Source organism: Agromyces aurantiacus, from assembly GCF_016907355.1.
Lineage (GTDB): Bacteria > Actinomycetota > Actinomycetes > Actinomycetales > Microbacteriaceae > Agromyces > Agromyces aurantiacus.
Genome location: NZ_JAFBBW010000001.1, coordinates 563,190 through 576,820, shown reverse-complemented (window position 1 = coordinate 576,820; position 13,631 = coordinate 563,190). Strand labels below are relative to the sequence as shown.

Genomic DNA, 13,631 nt, shown 5'->3' with positions numbered 1-13,631 from the left:
GGGCTGCGCACCGGCGGGTTCACGGTCGACCGCGCACGGCAGGCAGGTGTCAGCGCATCGCGGCTCCGCGCCCACGACCTGCTCCAGCCCAACCGGGGAGTACGGCTGCATCACGAGCACACGCACCTGGAGCGGTGCCGAGCGGTGCTGGAGGTGCTCGATGCGCGCGTGTTCGCGACCGGCGTCACCGCGGCGGTTCTGCACGGGCTCCCCGTTCCGCTCGCGTTGCGGAATCGGCTCGAGCTCGCGATCCCGGCACCGGCGCGGGCCGTGCGTCGTCGGGGCGTCACGGCCCGGAGCCTGCGGATCGCCGAGTCCGAGCTGACCGAGTTCAGCGGCATCCGCATCACATCGATCGCGCGCACCTGGTGCGAGCTGGCCCGCACCATCTCCGTTCCCGAACTGGTCGCGGCCGGGGATGTCGCGATCCGCAGAATCGGGCTCGAGGCCCTCGAGGCAGCGGCACGGCGCCATCCGGACCGCCGGCTGCACGCTCGCCTGGCGGCGGCCCTCGCGCTGCTGGATCCTGCCTCGGAGTCGCCCAAGGAATCGGAACTTCGCGCCATCGTGGTGCTCGCGGGGCTGCCGAGCCCTCGTGCGAACGTGACGATCCGCGCGCCCGACGGCCGGTTCGTGGCCCGGGTGGATCTCCTGATCGAGGGGTTCGATGAGGTGCTGGAGTATCAGGGCGACCACCATCGCACCGACCTCGTGCAGTGGCGGCGGGATCGGACCCGCGAATCGGAGCTCGAATCGCTCGGCTATCACGTGACGGAAGTCACTCAGGCCGACCTCGAACGCCCCGAGCGGCTGATTCGTCGGCTCGAGGCCACGCTGCGGCGCAAGGGATGGTCGGCTCGTCCGATCCGGTCCCGTTGGTTCCCGATGGATCATCCGTGACGACAGTCGTTGCGGGTCGGACGCCTGCAGGACCCGCAACGACTGTCGTCACGGGGTCAGAACAGGCCGGTGGGGGGCTCCACGCCGTTCAGGGCGCCGGGCGCGGCCGTGAACGTCAGCTGGTGCAGCTCGTCGGGGCTGAGCTCGGGCAGGCGCTGCGCGACATCCAGGAACCGCTCGATCTCGGCGGGCTCGAGCACCCACTCGGCGAGCGTGCGGAACTTCTGCACGTACTGCTCGCGGCCGAAGGGGCGCGCGCCGAGCGGGTGCGCGTCCGCGACGGCGATCTCCTCGACGATCTCGCTGCCGTCGGCGAGCCGGATGACGACGCGACCGCCGAACGCCTTCTCGCCCATGTCGAGCGAGTGGTACCGGCGCGTCCACTCCGGGTCCTCGACGGTCGCGACCTTGCGCCAGAGCGCGACGGTGTCGGGCCGGTGCGCGCGCTCGGGCGCGTACGAGTCGACGTGGTGCCACGTGCCGTCCTGCAGGGCGACGGTGAAGATGTACGGGATCGAGTGGTCGAGCGTCTCGCGCGAGGCATCCGGGTCGTATTTCTGCGGGTCGTTCGCGCCCGAGCCGATGACGTTGTGCGTGTGGTGCGAGGTGTGGATCGTGATCGACTCGACGCGGTCTGGGTCGTCGAGGATCAGCGGGTAGTCGTCGTGGAGGCGGCGCGCGAGGTCGATGAGCGCCTGCGCCTGGTACTCGGCCGAGTGCTCCTTCGTGTACGAGTCGAGGATGGCGCGCTTGGCCTCGCCAGCGTCGGGCAGCGGGACCTCGTAGGTCGCCTCGGGGCCGCCGAGCAGCCAGGCGATCACGCCGTCCTCGCCCTCGTAGATGGGCACGGGGCTGGTCTCGCCGCGCATCGCGCGGTCGACGGCCTCGACCGCCATCTTCCCGGCGAACGCGGGCGCGTAGGCCTTCCACGTCGAGATCTCGCCCTTGCGCGACTGTCGCGTGGCGGTGGTCGTGTGCAGGGCCTGGCCGATGGCCTGAAAGATCGTCTCCTGGTCGAGGCCCAGGAGGGTGCCGATGCCGGCCGCCGCCGAGGGCCCGAGGTGCGCGACGTGGTCGATCTTGTGGGCATGCAGCGAGATGGCCTTCACGAGGTCCACCTGGATCTCGTACCCGGTCGCGATGCCGCGAACGAGCTCGCGCCCGGTGAGCCCGCGCGCCGCGGCGAGGTGCTGCGCCACCGCGACGATCGGCGGGATGTTGTCGCCGGGGTGCGAGTAGTCGGCCGCGAGGAACGTGTCGTGGAAGTCGAGCTCGCGCACGGCGACCCCGTTCGCCCACGCCGCCCACTCGGGCGAGGTCCGCCGCGCGGCATCCGCCCCGAAGACGGTGGCGCCGTCGCCGCCGATGGACACGGGGTGCGAGAGGGCCTGGCTGCGGGCCGCGACGACGGGCTTGCGGGCGAGCGCCGCGGCGGCGACCGCGGCGTTGTCGATCACCCGGTTGACGACCATGTCGACGACGTCGTCGTCGACCTCGACGGGGTCAGTGGCGACGGCCGCGAGCTGCCAGGCCAGCTGGCCCTCGCGCGACAGGTTCTCATCGCTCCGGTGGGTGCGCAGGTGGTGGGTCTTCACGTGGCCACGCTACCGAATGGGGTTCCGGATGTCGCGGGGCCGCCGCGACCGCGCTCCCAGCCTCGTCGGGTATCCCGCGTGAGACGATGGAGGTGATGAACCACACCGACGCCGACACCGTCGGCGGCCGCCCGGTCCGCGACATCCGCCTCGACTTCCCCGCCTTCGCGTCGACCGATGCCGCCCGCCCGACCGCCTACCTCGATTCCGCCGCGACCTCGCAGCGTCCCGCTGCCGTGCTCGACGCCGAACGCGACTACCTCGTGCACCACCTCGCCGCGGTGCACCGCGGCGCGAGCGCCGCGACGGGCGAGTCGACGAGCCTGTTCGAGGAGGCGCGCGCCGACGTCGCGCGCTTCGTCGGCGCCGGAGAGCGCGAGGTCGTGTGGGCGCAGAACGCGACCGATGCGCTGAACATGGTCGCGCTCGGCATCGCCGACGCGAGCGCCGGCATCGGCGGGGCGGATGCCGCGCGGTTCGCGCTGCAGCCGGGCGACGAGATCGTGCTGACCGAGGCCGAGCACCATGCCAACCTGCTGCCGTGGCAGCGCGTGGCGCAGCGCACGGGGGCACGGATCGTGCCCGTGCGCGTCGACGAGCACGGGTGCTGGACGATCGACGACCTCGCCGCCGTGCTCTCCGAGCGCACGCGCGTCGTGACGTTCGCCGAGGCGTCGAACGTGACCGGGCTGATCGCGCCGGTCGCCGAGATCACGGCGCTCGTGCGCGAACGCGCGAGCAGCGCGATCGTGGTGCTCGACGCGTGCCAGTCGGTGCCCCACCGCCCGGTCGACTTCGGCGCGTACGGCGTCGACTTCGCGGCGTTCTCGGCGCACAAGATGCTGGGACCGAACGGCATCGGCGTGCTCTACGGCCGCGCCGAACTGCTCGACGCACTGCCCCCCGCCCGCACGGGCGGGTCGACCATCACGAAGGTCACCCTCGAGGACGCGCACTTCCTGCCGGCGCCGCACCGCTTCGAGGCCGGCACCCAGGCGGTGTCGCAGGCGATCGGGCTCGGCGCCGCCGTGCGCTACCTCGAGCGGCTCGGCATGGCGTCGGTCGCCGCGCACGAGGAGGCCTTCGCCGAGCGCGTCATCGACGGCGTCGCCGCGATCCCGGGCGTCCGGATCGTGGGCCCGCAGCCGGGCGAGCGCCGCGCGGGGCTCGTGAGCGTCGCGGTCGACGGCGTGCACGCGCACGACGTCGGGCAGTTCCTCGACGAGGCCGGCATCGTCGTGCGGGTCGGGCACCACTGCGCCCAGCCGCTGCACCGCGCGCTCGGCATCACGGCGACGACGAGGGCGAGCGCGCACGTCTACACGACCACCGACGAGGCCGACCGGTTCGTGGCGGCGCTCGGCGAGGTGCGCGGGTTCTTCGGGCTCGCGAGGGAGGCATCCTGATGGCCGGACTCGAAGGCCTCTACCAGCAGATCATCCTCGACCACTCGAAGGAGCGCCACGGCGACGGCCCGCTCGAGGGCGCCGACGGCGAGCACCACGAGTACAACCCGACGTGCGGCGACGAGATCACGGTGCGCGTCAGGCTCGACCCCGCGCACGAGCGCATCGACGAGGTCGCCTGGCAGGGCGACGGATGCAGCATCTCGATGGCCTCGGCGTCGGTGCTCACCGACCTCGTGCAGGGGCACTCGATCGACGAGGCGCTCGAGACGGCCGAGGCGTTCCGCGCCATGCTGCGCTCGAAGGGCGAGGGCGAACCCGACGAGGACGTGCTCGGCGACGCGATCGCGTTCCACGGCGTCGCGAAGTACGTCATGCGCATCAAGTGCGCGATGCTCTCGTGGGTCGCGCTCGAGGCGGCGGTCAGGACCGCGCGCTGACGTCCCCGGCCCGCTCCGGCCAGACGGGGTCGTGCAACTGCTCGGTGAGCACGCGCGCGGCGAGCGTCGGCGGGATGTCGTCGAGGGTCGGCGGGTCCCACGTGGGGTTGCGGTCCTTGTCGATGACCTGCGCGCGGATGCCCTCGTGCAGGTCGTGCTCGCCGATGAACCAGGACACGGCGCGGAACTCCTGCTCGAGCGCGTCCTCGAGGGTCTTCAGCGTGCGCGCGCGGCGGACGGCCTCGAGCGTGATCGTCAGGGCGGTCGGCGAGAGGGTCTCGAGCTCGTCGGCGGCGGCCGCCGCGTAGGCGTGCGCCGCGGCATCCGACTGCCCCGCGACATCCGCCCGGCCCTCGCCGACGGCGCGCAACCGCTCGATGATCGCCCCGACGGTCGGCGCCGAGTAGCACGCGTCGACCCAGGGTCGCGCGGCGGCGAGCGTCGACGGCCCCGGCGTCTCGTCGAAGAGCATCACGATCTCCCACGGCGTGCCGGGGTCGGCGCGCTCCTCGAGCGCCTGCAGCAGGTGCGGGATCCGCTCGGACGGCACGAACGCGTCGGCGAAGCCCGCGTGCATGGCGTCGGCGGCGTCCATGGTGCGCGAGTTCAGCGCCAGGTGCGTGCCGAGCTCGCCGGGTGCACGGCCGAGCAGCCAGGTGCCGCCGACGTCGGGCGTGAAGCCGATGCGCGTCTCGGGCATCGCGACGCGCGAGCGCTCGGTCACGATGCGGATGGATGCGTGGCCCGCGAGGCCGATGCCGCCGCCCATCGTGATGCCGTCCATGATCGCCACGACCGGCTTCGGGTAGTGCGCGATCGCCGAGTTCAGCCGGTACTCGTCGCGGAAGAACCGCAGCGCCTCGGCGATGTGCCCCGCCGTGGTGTACCCGTACAGTTCGCGCACGTCGCCGCCCGCGCAGAAGCCGCGCTCGCCCGCGCCGTCCATCACGACCATCGAGACCTCGGGGTCGTGCCGCCACGCGTCGAAGACGGCGGTGAGCGCGCGGATCATCTCGTAGCTCAGCGCGTTCAGCGCCTGGGGGCGCTCGAGCGTGATGCGGCCGACGCCGTCGGCCACGCTCGTGGAGATGTGGTCGCTCACGCTGCAACGGTAGCGTCATCGGTTCGCGCGGCGTAGCGTCGGCGGCGGGAGGGGTTGCATGATCGAGTCCGGGTTCCCCATCGTCGAAGTGCCCGACATGGATGCCGCGATGCGGTTCTACCACGACGCGCTCGGCACCGCCGTGGTCTACCGCTACCCCGTCGAGGGCGATCCGGTCTTCGTCACGCTGCAGGCAGGAGCGTCGCAGCTCGGGCTGGGCCTGGCCGAGAACGCGACGGCCGGCGAGGGCGCCGGGATGCTGCTCTGGTTCTACCTCGACGACGTCGACCAGGCGACCGCGGCGCTCGAGGCGGCCGGGTACCTCGTGATCGAGCCGCCCGACGACTCGCCGTGGGGCGAGCGCGTCGCGATGGTCTCCGACCCGTTCGGCACGCGCGTGCGCCTCGCGACCCGGATCGACCCGCAGCCCGAGGAGGAGTAGGCGGGGCCGGCCCTGCCGCGGCGCCGCGCCGGGTCAGGCGGCATCGAGCGCGACGTACTCCACGTCGGCGCGGTGCACGAAGCCCAGCCGCCGGTAGACGGCGATCGCGCCGGCGTTGCGCGCGTACACGTGCAGGAACGGCTGCTCGCCGCGGTCGAGGATGCGCTGCGCGACCGCGGTCGACAGCGACGCGGCGAGGCCGCGCCCTCGATGCTCCGGGCGCGTGCAGACCCCGCTGAGCTCGGCGAACCCGGGCGGCCGCATGCGTTCGCCGGCCATGGCGATGAGGGTGCCGTCGGCGTCGCGGACGCCGACGAACCCCCCGAGTTCGAACGTCCGCGCCGCGAACGGGCCCGGTTCGGTCAGCGTGGCGAGCTCGAGCATGGCGGATGCGTCGGCCTCGCCCAGTTCGACGATCTCGACGCCCTCGGGCGCGGCGACGGGCACCAGCCGGTCGAGCACCATCTGCACGCCGGGGCCGCGCAGGCGCTCGACGGTGCCCGGGGGCGCGGGCGCGGGGCCGACCTGCAGCAGCGCGATCCAGCCGTGCTCGCGCGCGAGCGCGCTGAGCGCCTGGGCGCTGTCGGCATCGTCGCGGTCGGCCGCGGCGAAGGGCCCGACCAGCGGGTCGAATCGGAGCGCGAGGTCGCCGCCGACCGCGAACCTCCGCTGGCCGCCGGCCAGCGCGGCCCACGCGGGGCGATCGAGCGGATGGCGCGTCACGGCCGGCTCCCGGCGGCGCGGCGGTCGATCGGGGCCTCGTCGAGGCGGCGCTCGAGCGCGCCGACCTGGTCGAGGAACGGGCCATCGAGGCCGGCGCACGCGTCGGCGACGGCCGCGTCGATGCGCGGCCAGAGCTCGGCGCGCGCCCGCTCGACGAGCGCGGCCCCCTCGGGCGTGAGCCGGATGGTGCGGCGCCGGCGGTCGGTGTCGCCGGTGGCGATCTCGACGAGCCTGAGCCGGGCGAGGTTGGTCGCGCTGCGCGTGACGCCGGGTTGGCTGACCCCGAGGGCCGCGGCGAGTTCGCCCACGGTCGACTCGCGCCGGTCGAGCGCGGCGAGCAGCGGGAACCAGCTCGAGGGCAGGTCGACGCCCTGCGCCTGGATGAAGCGGGTCGTCTCGGCCTGCAGTCGTTCGCCGAGGCGCTTGAGGCGCGTGCCGAGCGCCAAGTGCCCGAGCGTCGCGACCACGTCGGTCGTCGCGGTGTCCTGTTCCGTCATGCATAACATGTTATATAGCGACTTATCGAATGACAAGGGCACGAGCGTAGGATCGTGACGTGGTCCCCGCATCGAACCTCTGGGCGTTCCTGCTGGCCTCGGTGGTGCTCATCGTCATCCCGGGGCCGAGCGTGCTGTTCGTCATCGGCCGATCGCTCGCACTCGGCCGCGTGGGCGGGCTGCTCAGCGTGCTCGGCAACGCGCTCGGCATGCTCCCGCTGGTCGCCGCGGTCGCGCTCGGCGTGGGCACGGTCGTCGCGCAGTCGGTGCTGCTGTTCACGGGCATCAAGATCGCGGGCGCGCTCTACCTCGTCTACCTCGGCGTGCAGGCGATCCGGCACCGAGCGGATGCCGCGGCCGCCGTCACGGGCGAGGTCGCGCCGCGCTCACCTTGGCGACTCCTCGGCGAGGGGTTCGTCGTCGGCGTCACCAACCCCAAGACGATCGCGTTCTTCGTGGCGGTGCTCCCCCAGTTCGTCGACTTCCACGCGGGCGGCATCCCGCTCCAGATGGCGACGCTCGGCACCGCGTTCGTCATCCTCGCGCTCGCGTGCGACTCGGTGTGGGCGCTCGCGGCCGGATGGGCGCGGGACTGGTTCGGGCGCTCGCCGCGGCGCGCGGCGAACCTCGCCGCCACGGGCGGCGTCATGATGATCGGGCTGGGCGGCGTGCTCGCCCTCTCGGGCAACAAGCACTAGGAGGACGGCATGGCGACGACGCAGCGGTGGAGCGATCTCAGCACGGGCCGCAAGGTCGGCACCGTGGTCGGCGCGGTCGTGCAGCTCGCGCTGGCCGCGACGGCGTGGACCGACCTGGCCAGGCGAACGGCCGACGAGGTGAACGGCCCGAAGCCCGTGTGGGCGGCCGTCATCCTCGTCAACTACGTCGGGCCGATCGCGTACTTCCTCTTCGGCCGACGCCGCCACGGCTGACCCGGGCAGCCGACCCGGTCAGTCGCGGTTCGCGGTCCCGGTGATGATGCCGCGCGCGAGCGCGTGGAAGAAGCAGCGATTGCCGAGGCCGGCCGGCGAGAGATCCGGATCCAGGTCGAGGCTCGGCGCGTCGAGCGCGTGCACCACGAAGACGTAGCGGTGCACGCCCGTGCCGCGGGGCGGCGCCGCGCCGCAGAAGCCGCGGTCGCCGTCCTCGTTGCGCAGCACCACCGCTCCGTGCGGCAGGCCCGGGGCACCGGGAGCGCCCGCGCCCGCGGGCAGGGCGGTCGTGGCGGCGGGCAGGTTCGCGACCGCCCAATGCCACCATCCCGAACCGGACGGCGCGTCGACGTCGAGGCAGGTCACGGCGAAGCCGCGCGTGCGCTCGGGGAAGCCCGACCACGACAGCTCCGGCGAGCGGTCGACGCCACCCGCGCCGGCGCTCCACTGCGGGCGCGCGAGGGGCCCGCCGTCCTCGAAGTCCTCGCTCGTCACGGTGAACGAGCCGACCGGCCGCAGCTTCTGCAACGCAGCGTAGGGATCCACGTCGAGCATGGTCGAACCTCCTCATCGGGTCGTCGGCCTCTCGCGGTCAGCCTACGTCCGCGCCTCCGGCTGGTCGAGGACGCGGTCCGCGAGTCGGCGAAGCCGCGCCGGCGCGTCGGCGAAGCGACGGCGGCGCGTCGGCGGAGCCCCGGGAGCCGGTCGAGGCATCCGCCCAGACGCCCGCCCTATGATCGCCGGGTGCCGCTCGCCAAGATCCTGCTGTTCTACGTGTTCACCCCGCTCGCCGACCCCGACGCGGTGCGGCTGTGGCAGCGCGACCTCGCCGAGTCGCTGGGCCTGCGCGGCCGCATCCTGATCTCGAAGGACGGGCTGAACGGCACCCTCGGCGGCGAGATGCGCTCCCTCAAGCGCTACGTCCGGAAGACCCGCGATTACGCGGCATTCAGGGCCATCGACTTCAAGTGGAGCGAGGGCACCGGGCTCGACGACGACGGCCGGAGCCTCGACTTCCCGAAGCTCAGCGTCAAGGTGCGCGACGAGATCGTCTCGTTCGGCGCGCCTCGCGAGCTGCGCGTCGACGCCGGCGGCGTCGTCGGCGGCGGCACCCGCCTCGACCCCGACGCGCTCCACGAGCTCGTCGCGGACCGCGGCGACGAGGTCGTCTTCCTCGACGGGCGCAACGCGCTCGAGGCGGCGATCGGGCGCTTCCGCGGCGCGATCGTGCCGCCCGTCGAGACCACGCGCGACTTCGTCGGCCTGCTCGACTCGGGCGCGTACGACCACCTCAAGGGGCGGCCCGTCGTCACGTACTGCACGGGCGGCATCCGCTGCGAGGTGCTCTCGAGCCTGATGGCGAGCCGGGGCTTCGGCGAGGTGTACCAGCTCGAGGGCGGCATCGTCCGCTACGGCGAGCGCTTCGGCGACGACGGCCTGTGGGAGGGCTCGCTCTACGTCTTCGACGGCCGCGGGTCGGTGGACTTCAGCGACCACGCCGCGGTCGTCGGCGTGTGCGAGGGCTGCGGCGGCGCGACCAACCGCACCGTGAACTGCACGGATGCCGCGTGCCGCAGCCAGCTCGTGCGCTGCGAGGCGTGCGGCCCCGCGCAGTGCGCGCGCCACGCGGCATCCGTCGCCTGAGGCGCCCCCGTCAGGCGCCCTCGTCGCGGCGCGGTCGCGCGAAGCCGCGCGTGCGGCGGGCGAACGACCGGGCCTCGCGGCTCGACAGGGCCAGCAGGATGAGGATGTCGAGCGCCACGGTGATGAACGTCGTCCGGATGGTCACCTCGGCGTCGCCCGTGACGGAGTCGATCGCGGCGATCGTGATGTTCGCCGCGGCGATGAGCATGACGGTGACGCGAGCGCCGTTGCTGCCGTACCAGATCAGCACGGTGAGCAGCAGGTCGAGCAGCAGCAGGGTGGATCCGGCGACGAGCACGACGGTGCGGCCGGCGTCGAGCGCGGCGGGCGTCGGTTGACCGGCGACGACGAAGTCGAGCTCGTTCGCGACGATCTCGTCCCACTGCACGGCCACGCCGATGAGCCACACGATCCCGACGAGCACCCGGAGCAGCACCAGCGCGGCGCCGAAGGTCGTCGCGGCCGGGCGCCGCACGCGGGCGGGCGCCGCCTCGCGCTCCGCGAGCCGTGACGGCGGCTCGAACGCCGTGCGCTTCTCGACCGGATCCGTCGCCGGGGGCGTCGGTCGCCGCGTCCCGCTCACGACGGCCCCTCGGTCGTGCGCACGGGCACGGCGGCGACATCGACGACCGGGAGGTCGCCGTCGGTCCGGATGGTGTCGCCCCCGCCGTTGCGCGAGTGGTACCCGGTGGAGAAGTCGTGCAGCACCTCGATGCGCGCCGACGGCACGGCCGCGGTGAGCGTCGCGAGGATGTGGTCGCGCTCGACGTCGATGTCGGCGTCGATCTTGTGCGTGACCTGGAGCGTGAAGAGCGAGAACCCCACGGCGCGGTCGAACGTGCCGGCGGCGAGCCAGTCCACACGGCGGCCGCCCGGCAGGAGCCAGCCGTCGGGCGTTCGCCAGAACCGCACGTGATGGCGTTTGGCCGGGTTGCCGGAGACCTCCTGCTGGTAGGCGAAGTCCTGCTGCCGGCCGAAGAGGAACAGCGGGCTCACCGGCGCCTCGTCGTAGCTCCGGCGCGAGAGCGTCGACGTGACGATCCGCCAGCCGGAGGCGAGCGTGACCTCGTCGGCGCGCGTCCACCCGGCCGCGGTCATCGCCGCGTGCAGCGCGGCCTCGGACCCGTCGAACGCGAGGTTCACCGGATCGCCGAGCAGCCCGTCGCTCGTGCGCGTGCGCCCGATGAAGTAATCGGGAACGTAGATCGTGGTGAGGATGCGATGCAGCCGGGGCAGCACCAGATAGGCCAGCACGAGCCAGAACACGACGAAGAAGAGCACGCCCAGCCATCCGAACTCGAACGACTGCGAGAGCAGCAGCCAGGCGAGCCACACCGCCGCCACGCCCGCGTACACGAAGAAGAAGCCGTCGAGCACCGTCATCAACGACAGGCGCGGCGGCCGCTCGGATGACGGGCCGCCCTCCCCGACCGCCCGCGCACCGCCGACCGCCGGCGCATCCTCGGCCGCCCGCCCCGCGGGCCGTGCCCCCTGCATGCTGGCATGCTAACCCGGGCGGGCCGGGCGATCGCGATCACTCCTCGATCGTCGCGAGCAGCGGCAGCACGCGCGACCACGGCCAGTCGACCTCGGCGTTGGAGAGCAGCACCGAGGCCCGGCGGGCGTCCGGCTCGGCGAGCAGCGCCGCCGAGAAGCCGGCCGACGAGCCCACGATGTAGACGGCGTGCCCGCGGTCCAGCGCGTAGCGCTCCCAGAAGTAGCCGATGTCGATCCGCGGCCAGCGGGTCTCGGCGGCAGGGTCGAGCGCCTCGCTGTCGGCGAACGGGCCGTCAACGACGGCGCGCGCGAGCGCGATCATGTCGTCGATCGTCACGACGAGGCCCGTCGCGGGCGAGTACGCGCCGCTCCCCCGCGAGGCGACCTTGCGACCCCACCGGTCGTGGCCCTGCGCGAGGCCCGAGGGCAGCAGGTCGGCCGATTCGACGACCACGGCGTCCTCCATGCCGATGGGTCCGAGGACTCGCTCCTCGAGCAGGTCCGCGTACCGCGTGCCGGTCGCCGCCGCGAGCGCCTGGCCGATGAGCGCCGCGTCGAAGTCGCTCACGTTGTACTCGAGCTCGGGCACCAGGTCGATCCGTGCCACGCGGCCGAGCAGCGCGTCGAGGCCGCCGCGATCAGGTGGCGCCGATGCCTCCGGGTCGGGCGTCGGGTTCTCCCACGCCCCGGGGCCGAGCGGGTCCTGCGGCAGCTCCGAGTGATGCGTCGCCAGCTGGCGCAGGGTCAGGGCCGCCGCGGGCGCATCGCCGAGGTCGAGGTACTCGCCGACCGTGTCGTCGAGCGAGACCTCGCCGCGCTCGATCGAGTCCGCCAGCAGGAGTCCCGTGAGCCCGCGCGTCGCGCTGCCGAGCTCGAAGCGCGTGGACGCGTCGGCCGAGACGAAGGCGGTCCGCACCTCGTCGCCGTCGACGACCGCCATCGCGACCTGGTCGCCCGCGTCGGTGTAGTCCTCGCGCGCGATCTCGAGGAGCTGCTCGTCGCCCGTGAGGAGCTGGTCGTACGGCGGGCCGTAGAGGCAGCCGCTCATGGCCGCGACCCCCGCGATCCCGGCGATGAGGAGCGCGAGGCGCCGATGCGCCACGCGGTGGGCGGCCATACTCCGGATGGTACCCCCGCCATGCAGCGCGGCGGCTGTGAGCCCGCACGGGCGCGAACGTGCGCCCGCGCCGCGGTCGCCTAGGCTCTGGCCATGGCCTACGACGTCGCCCGCATCCGCTCCTGGTTCCCCTCGCTCGAGGCGGGATGGGCGCAGTTCGACGCCCCCGGCGGCACGCAGACGCCCCGCCAGGTGGGCGAGGCGATCTCCGCCACGCTCACCGGCCCCCTGTCGAACCGCGGCACCGTCGGGCTCTCCGAGCAGCGCGCCGAGGAGGCCGTGCACGGTTTCCGGAACGCCATGGCCGACCTCGTGAACGGCGACCCGCGCGGCATCGTGCACGGCCGCAGCGCGACGCAGCTCGTGTACGACTTCTCCCGGAACCTCTCGCGCGACTGGCGACCGGGCGACGAGGTCGTCGTCACGCGCCTCGACCACGACTCGAACGTGCGCCCCTGGGTGCAGGCGGCCGAGCGCGCGGGCGCGACCGTGCGCTGGGCCGACTTCGACCCGCAGACGGGCGAGCTGCCCGTCGAGGCGGTCACCGGACTCGTCACCGATCGCACGCGGCTCGTGGCCGTGACGGCCGCATCCAACCTCATCGGCACCCGGCCCGACGTTCCCGCGATCGCCGAGGCTGTGCACGCGGCGGGCGCGGTGCTGTTCGTCGACGGCGTGCACGTCACGGCCCATGAGCTGCCCGACGTCCGCGCGCTCGGCGCCGACTTCTTCACTTGCTCGCCGTACAAGTTCCTCGGTCCGCACTGCGGCGTGCTCGTGGCCCGCCCCGAGTTGCTCGAGACCATCGCGCCCGACAAGCTCCTGCCGTCGACGAACGCCGTGCCCGAGCGGTTCGAGTACGGCACGCTCCCCTACGAACTGCTCGCCGGGGTGACCGCCGCGGTCGAGGTGCTCGCCGACCTCGACCCCGACGCGGATGCCGCGGCCTCGCGCCGCGACCGCCTCGCCGCGTCCTACGCGGCCCTCCACGCCCACGAGTCGGCGCTCGGCGCGCGCCTCGCCGACGGACTCGCCGAGCTTCCCGGTGCGACGGTGCGCTCGCGCGCCGCCCGGCGCACGCCGACCGTGCTGATGACGTTCGACGGGCGGGCGGCCTCGGACGTGACCCGGCACCTGGCCGCGGAGCGCGTGCTCGCGCCATCCGGCAACTTCTACGCCCTCGAGGCGTCGCGCCACCTGGGGCTCGGCGACGAGGGCGGCCTCCGCGTCGGGCTCGCACCGTACACCGACGAGGCCGACGTCGAGCGGCTGCTCGCAGGGCTCGCGTCGGCACTCGCGTGACGCATCCGAGAACGGAGGAACTCCCCCATTTCGC

16 protein-coding genes are annotated in these 13,631 nt (G+C 73.4%); 8 read left to right on the top strand and 8 right to left on the bottom strand.

The window, feature by feature from the left end:
- The first annotated feature begins 144 nt into the window (after positions 1 to 144).
- On the top strand, positions 145 to 900 hold the full coding sequence (locus tag JOD46_RS02745; RefSeq protein ID WP_204391489.1) for a putative endonuclease domain-containing protein: 756 nt from the start codon (positions 145 to 147) through the stop codon (positions 898 to 900).
- Between the two features lie 56 nt (positions 901 to 956).
- Here the strand turns inward: JOD46_RS02745 and JOD46_RS02740 are convergent, their stop codons facing one another.
- Complete coding sequence (locus JOD46_RS02740) at positions 957 to 2,495, bottom strand: MmgE/PrpD family protein (RefSeq protein WP_204391487.1); 1,539 nt, start codon at positions 2,493 to 2,495, stop codon at positions 957 to 959.
- 95 nt (positions 2,496 to 2,590) lie between these two features.
- Between JOD46_RS02740 and JOD46_RS02735 the strand changes: the two genes are divergently transcribed.
- Positions 2,591 to 3,901: an aminotransferase class V-fold PLP-dependent enzyme gene (locus tag JOD46_RS02735; RefSeq protein WP_204391485.1), complete on the top strand. Its 1,311-nt coding sequence runs from the start codon at positions 2,591 to 2,593 to the stop codon at positions 3,899 to 3,901.
- Positions 3,901 to 4,341 carry a Fe-S cluster assembly sulfur transfer protein SufU gene (gene sufU / locus JOD46_RS02730; RefSeq protein ID WP_204391483.1) on the top strand — a complete coding sequence of 147 codons (441 nt, stop codon included), beginning with the start codon at positions 3,901 to 3,903 and terminating at the stop codon, positions 4,339 to 4,341. Before JOD46_RS02735 ends, sufU begins: the two co-directional genes overlap by 1 nt.
- On the opposite strand, the gene JOD46_RS02725 is transcribed toward sufU, so the two are convergent.
- A complete protein-coding gene (locus tag JOD46_RS02725) occupies positions 4,325 to 5,443 on the bottom strand; it encodes an enoyl-CoA hydratase/isomerase family protein (protein WP_204391481.1) in 1,119 nt (372 codons plus the stop codon). The genes sufU and JOD46_RS02725 overlap by 17 nt on opposite strands.
- Before the next feature lie 58 nt (positions 5,444 to 5,501).
- Here JOD46_RS02725 and JOD46_RS02720 point away from each other — a divergent pair, with 58 nt between their 5' ends.
- Positions 5,502 to 5,885, top strand: coding sequence for a VOC family protein (locus JOD46_RS02720; protein WP_204391479.1), 384 nt, complete (start codon positions 5,502 to 5,504; stop codon positions 5,883 to 5,885).
- Between the two features lie 33 nt (positions 5,886 to 5,918).
- Here the strand turns inward: JOD46_RS02720 and JOD46_RS18865 are convergent, their stop codons facing one another.
- Together JOD46_RS18865 and JOD46_RS02710 are read right to left on the bottom strand one after the other, a co-directional pair.
- Entirely contained in the window at positions 5,919 to 6,608 is a 690-nt protein-coding gene (locus JOD46_RS18865) for a GNAT family N-acetyltransferase (protein ID WP_204391477.1), read from the bottom strand.
- Positions 6,605 to 7,105, bottom strand: a complete 501-nt coding sequence (locus JOD46_RS02710) for a MarR family winged helix-turn-helix transcriptional regulator (RefSeq protein WP_204391475.1) — start codon at positions 7,103 to 7,105, stop codon at positions 6,605 to 6,607. The genes JOD46_RS18865 and JOD46_RS02710 overlap by 4 nt, the downstream gene beginning before the upstream one ends.
- 59 nt (positions 7,106 to 7,164) lie before the next feature.
- Between JOD46_RS02710 and JOD46_RS02705 the strand changes: the two genes are divergently transcribed.
- Together JOD46_RS02705 and JOD46_RS02700 are read left to right on the top strand one after the other, a co-directional pair.
- Entirely contained in the window at positions 7,165 to 7,803 is a 639-nt protein-coding gene (locus JOD46_RS02705; RefSeq protein WP_204391473.1) for a LysE family translocator, read from the top strand.
- A gap of 9 nt (positions 7,804 to 7,812) precedes the next feature.
- Entirely contained in the window at positions 7,813 to 8,037 is a 225-nt protein-coding gene (locus JOD46_RS02700; protein WP_204391472.1) for a PLD nuclease N-terminal domain-containing protein, read from the top strand.
- Between the two features lie 18 nt (positions 8,038 to 8,055).
- Here JOD46_RS02700 and JOD46_RS02695 read toward each other — a convergent pair whose 3' ends face one another.
- Positions 8,056 to 8,592, bottom strand: coding sequence for a YbhB/YbcL family Raf kinase inhibitor-like protein (locus JOD46_RS02695; RefSeq protein WP_204391471.1), 537 nt, complete (start codon positions 8,590 to 8,592; stop codon positions 8,056 to 8,058).
- Positions 8,593 to 8,781: 189 nt separating this feature from the next.
- Between JOD46_RS02695 and trhO the strand changes: the two genes are divergently transcribed.
- Positions 8,782 to 9,681: an oxygen-dependent tRNA uridine(34) hydroxylase TrhO gene (trhO, locus tag JOD46_RS02690; RefSeq protein ID WP_204391470.1), complete on the top strand. Its 900-nt coding sequence runs from the start codon at positions 8,782 to 8,784 to the stop codon at positions 9,679 to 9,681.
- Positions 9,682 to 9,691: 10 nt separating this feature from the next.
- Here the strand turns inward: trhO and JOD46_RS02685 are convergent, their stop codons facing one another.
- From JOD46_RS02685 to JOD46_RS02675, 3 genes are read right to left on the bottom strand one after another with little or no spacing between them, the layout of a single operon-like run.
- Positions 9,692 to 10,264, bottom strand: coding sequence for a hypothetical protein (locus tag JOD46_RS02685; protein ID WP_204391469.1), 573 nt, complete (start codon positions 10,262 to 10,264; stop codon positions 9,692 to 9,694).
- Positions 10,261 to 11,178: an LssY C-terminal domain-containing protein gene (locus JOD46_RS02680; protein WP_239562563.1), complete on the bottom strand. Its 918-nt coding sequence runs from the start codon at positions 11,176 to 11,178 to the stop codon at positions 10,261 to 10,263. Before JOD46_RS02680 ends, JOD46_RS02685 begins: the two co-directional genes overlap by 4 nt.
- Positions 11,179 to 11,215: 37 nt before the next feature.
- Positions 11,216 to 12,295, bottom strand: coding sequence for a serine hydrolase domain-containing protein (locus JOD46_RS02675; RefSeq protein ID WP_204391468.1), 1,080 nt, complete (start codon positions 12,293 to 12,295; stop codon positions 11,216 to 11,218).
- 93 nt (positions 12,296 to 12,388) lie between these two features.
- On the opposite strand from JOD46_RS02675, the gene JOD46_RS02670 reads away from it, so the two are divergent.
- Positions 12,389 to 13,597, top strand: a complete 1,209-nt coding sequence (locus tag JOD46_RS02670; RefSeq protein WP_204391466.1) for a cysteine desulfurase-like protein — start codon at positions 12,389 to 12,391, stop codon at positions 13,595 to 13,597.
- Positions 13,598 to 13,631 lie beyond the last annotated feature (34 nt).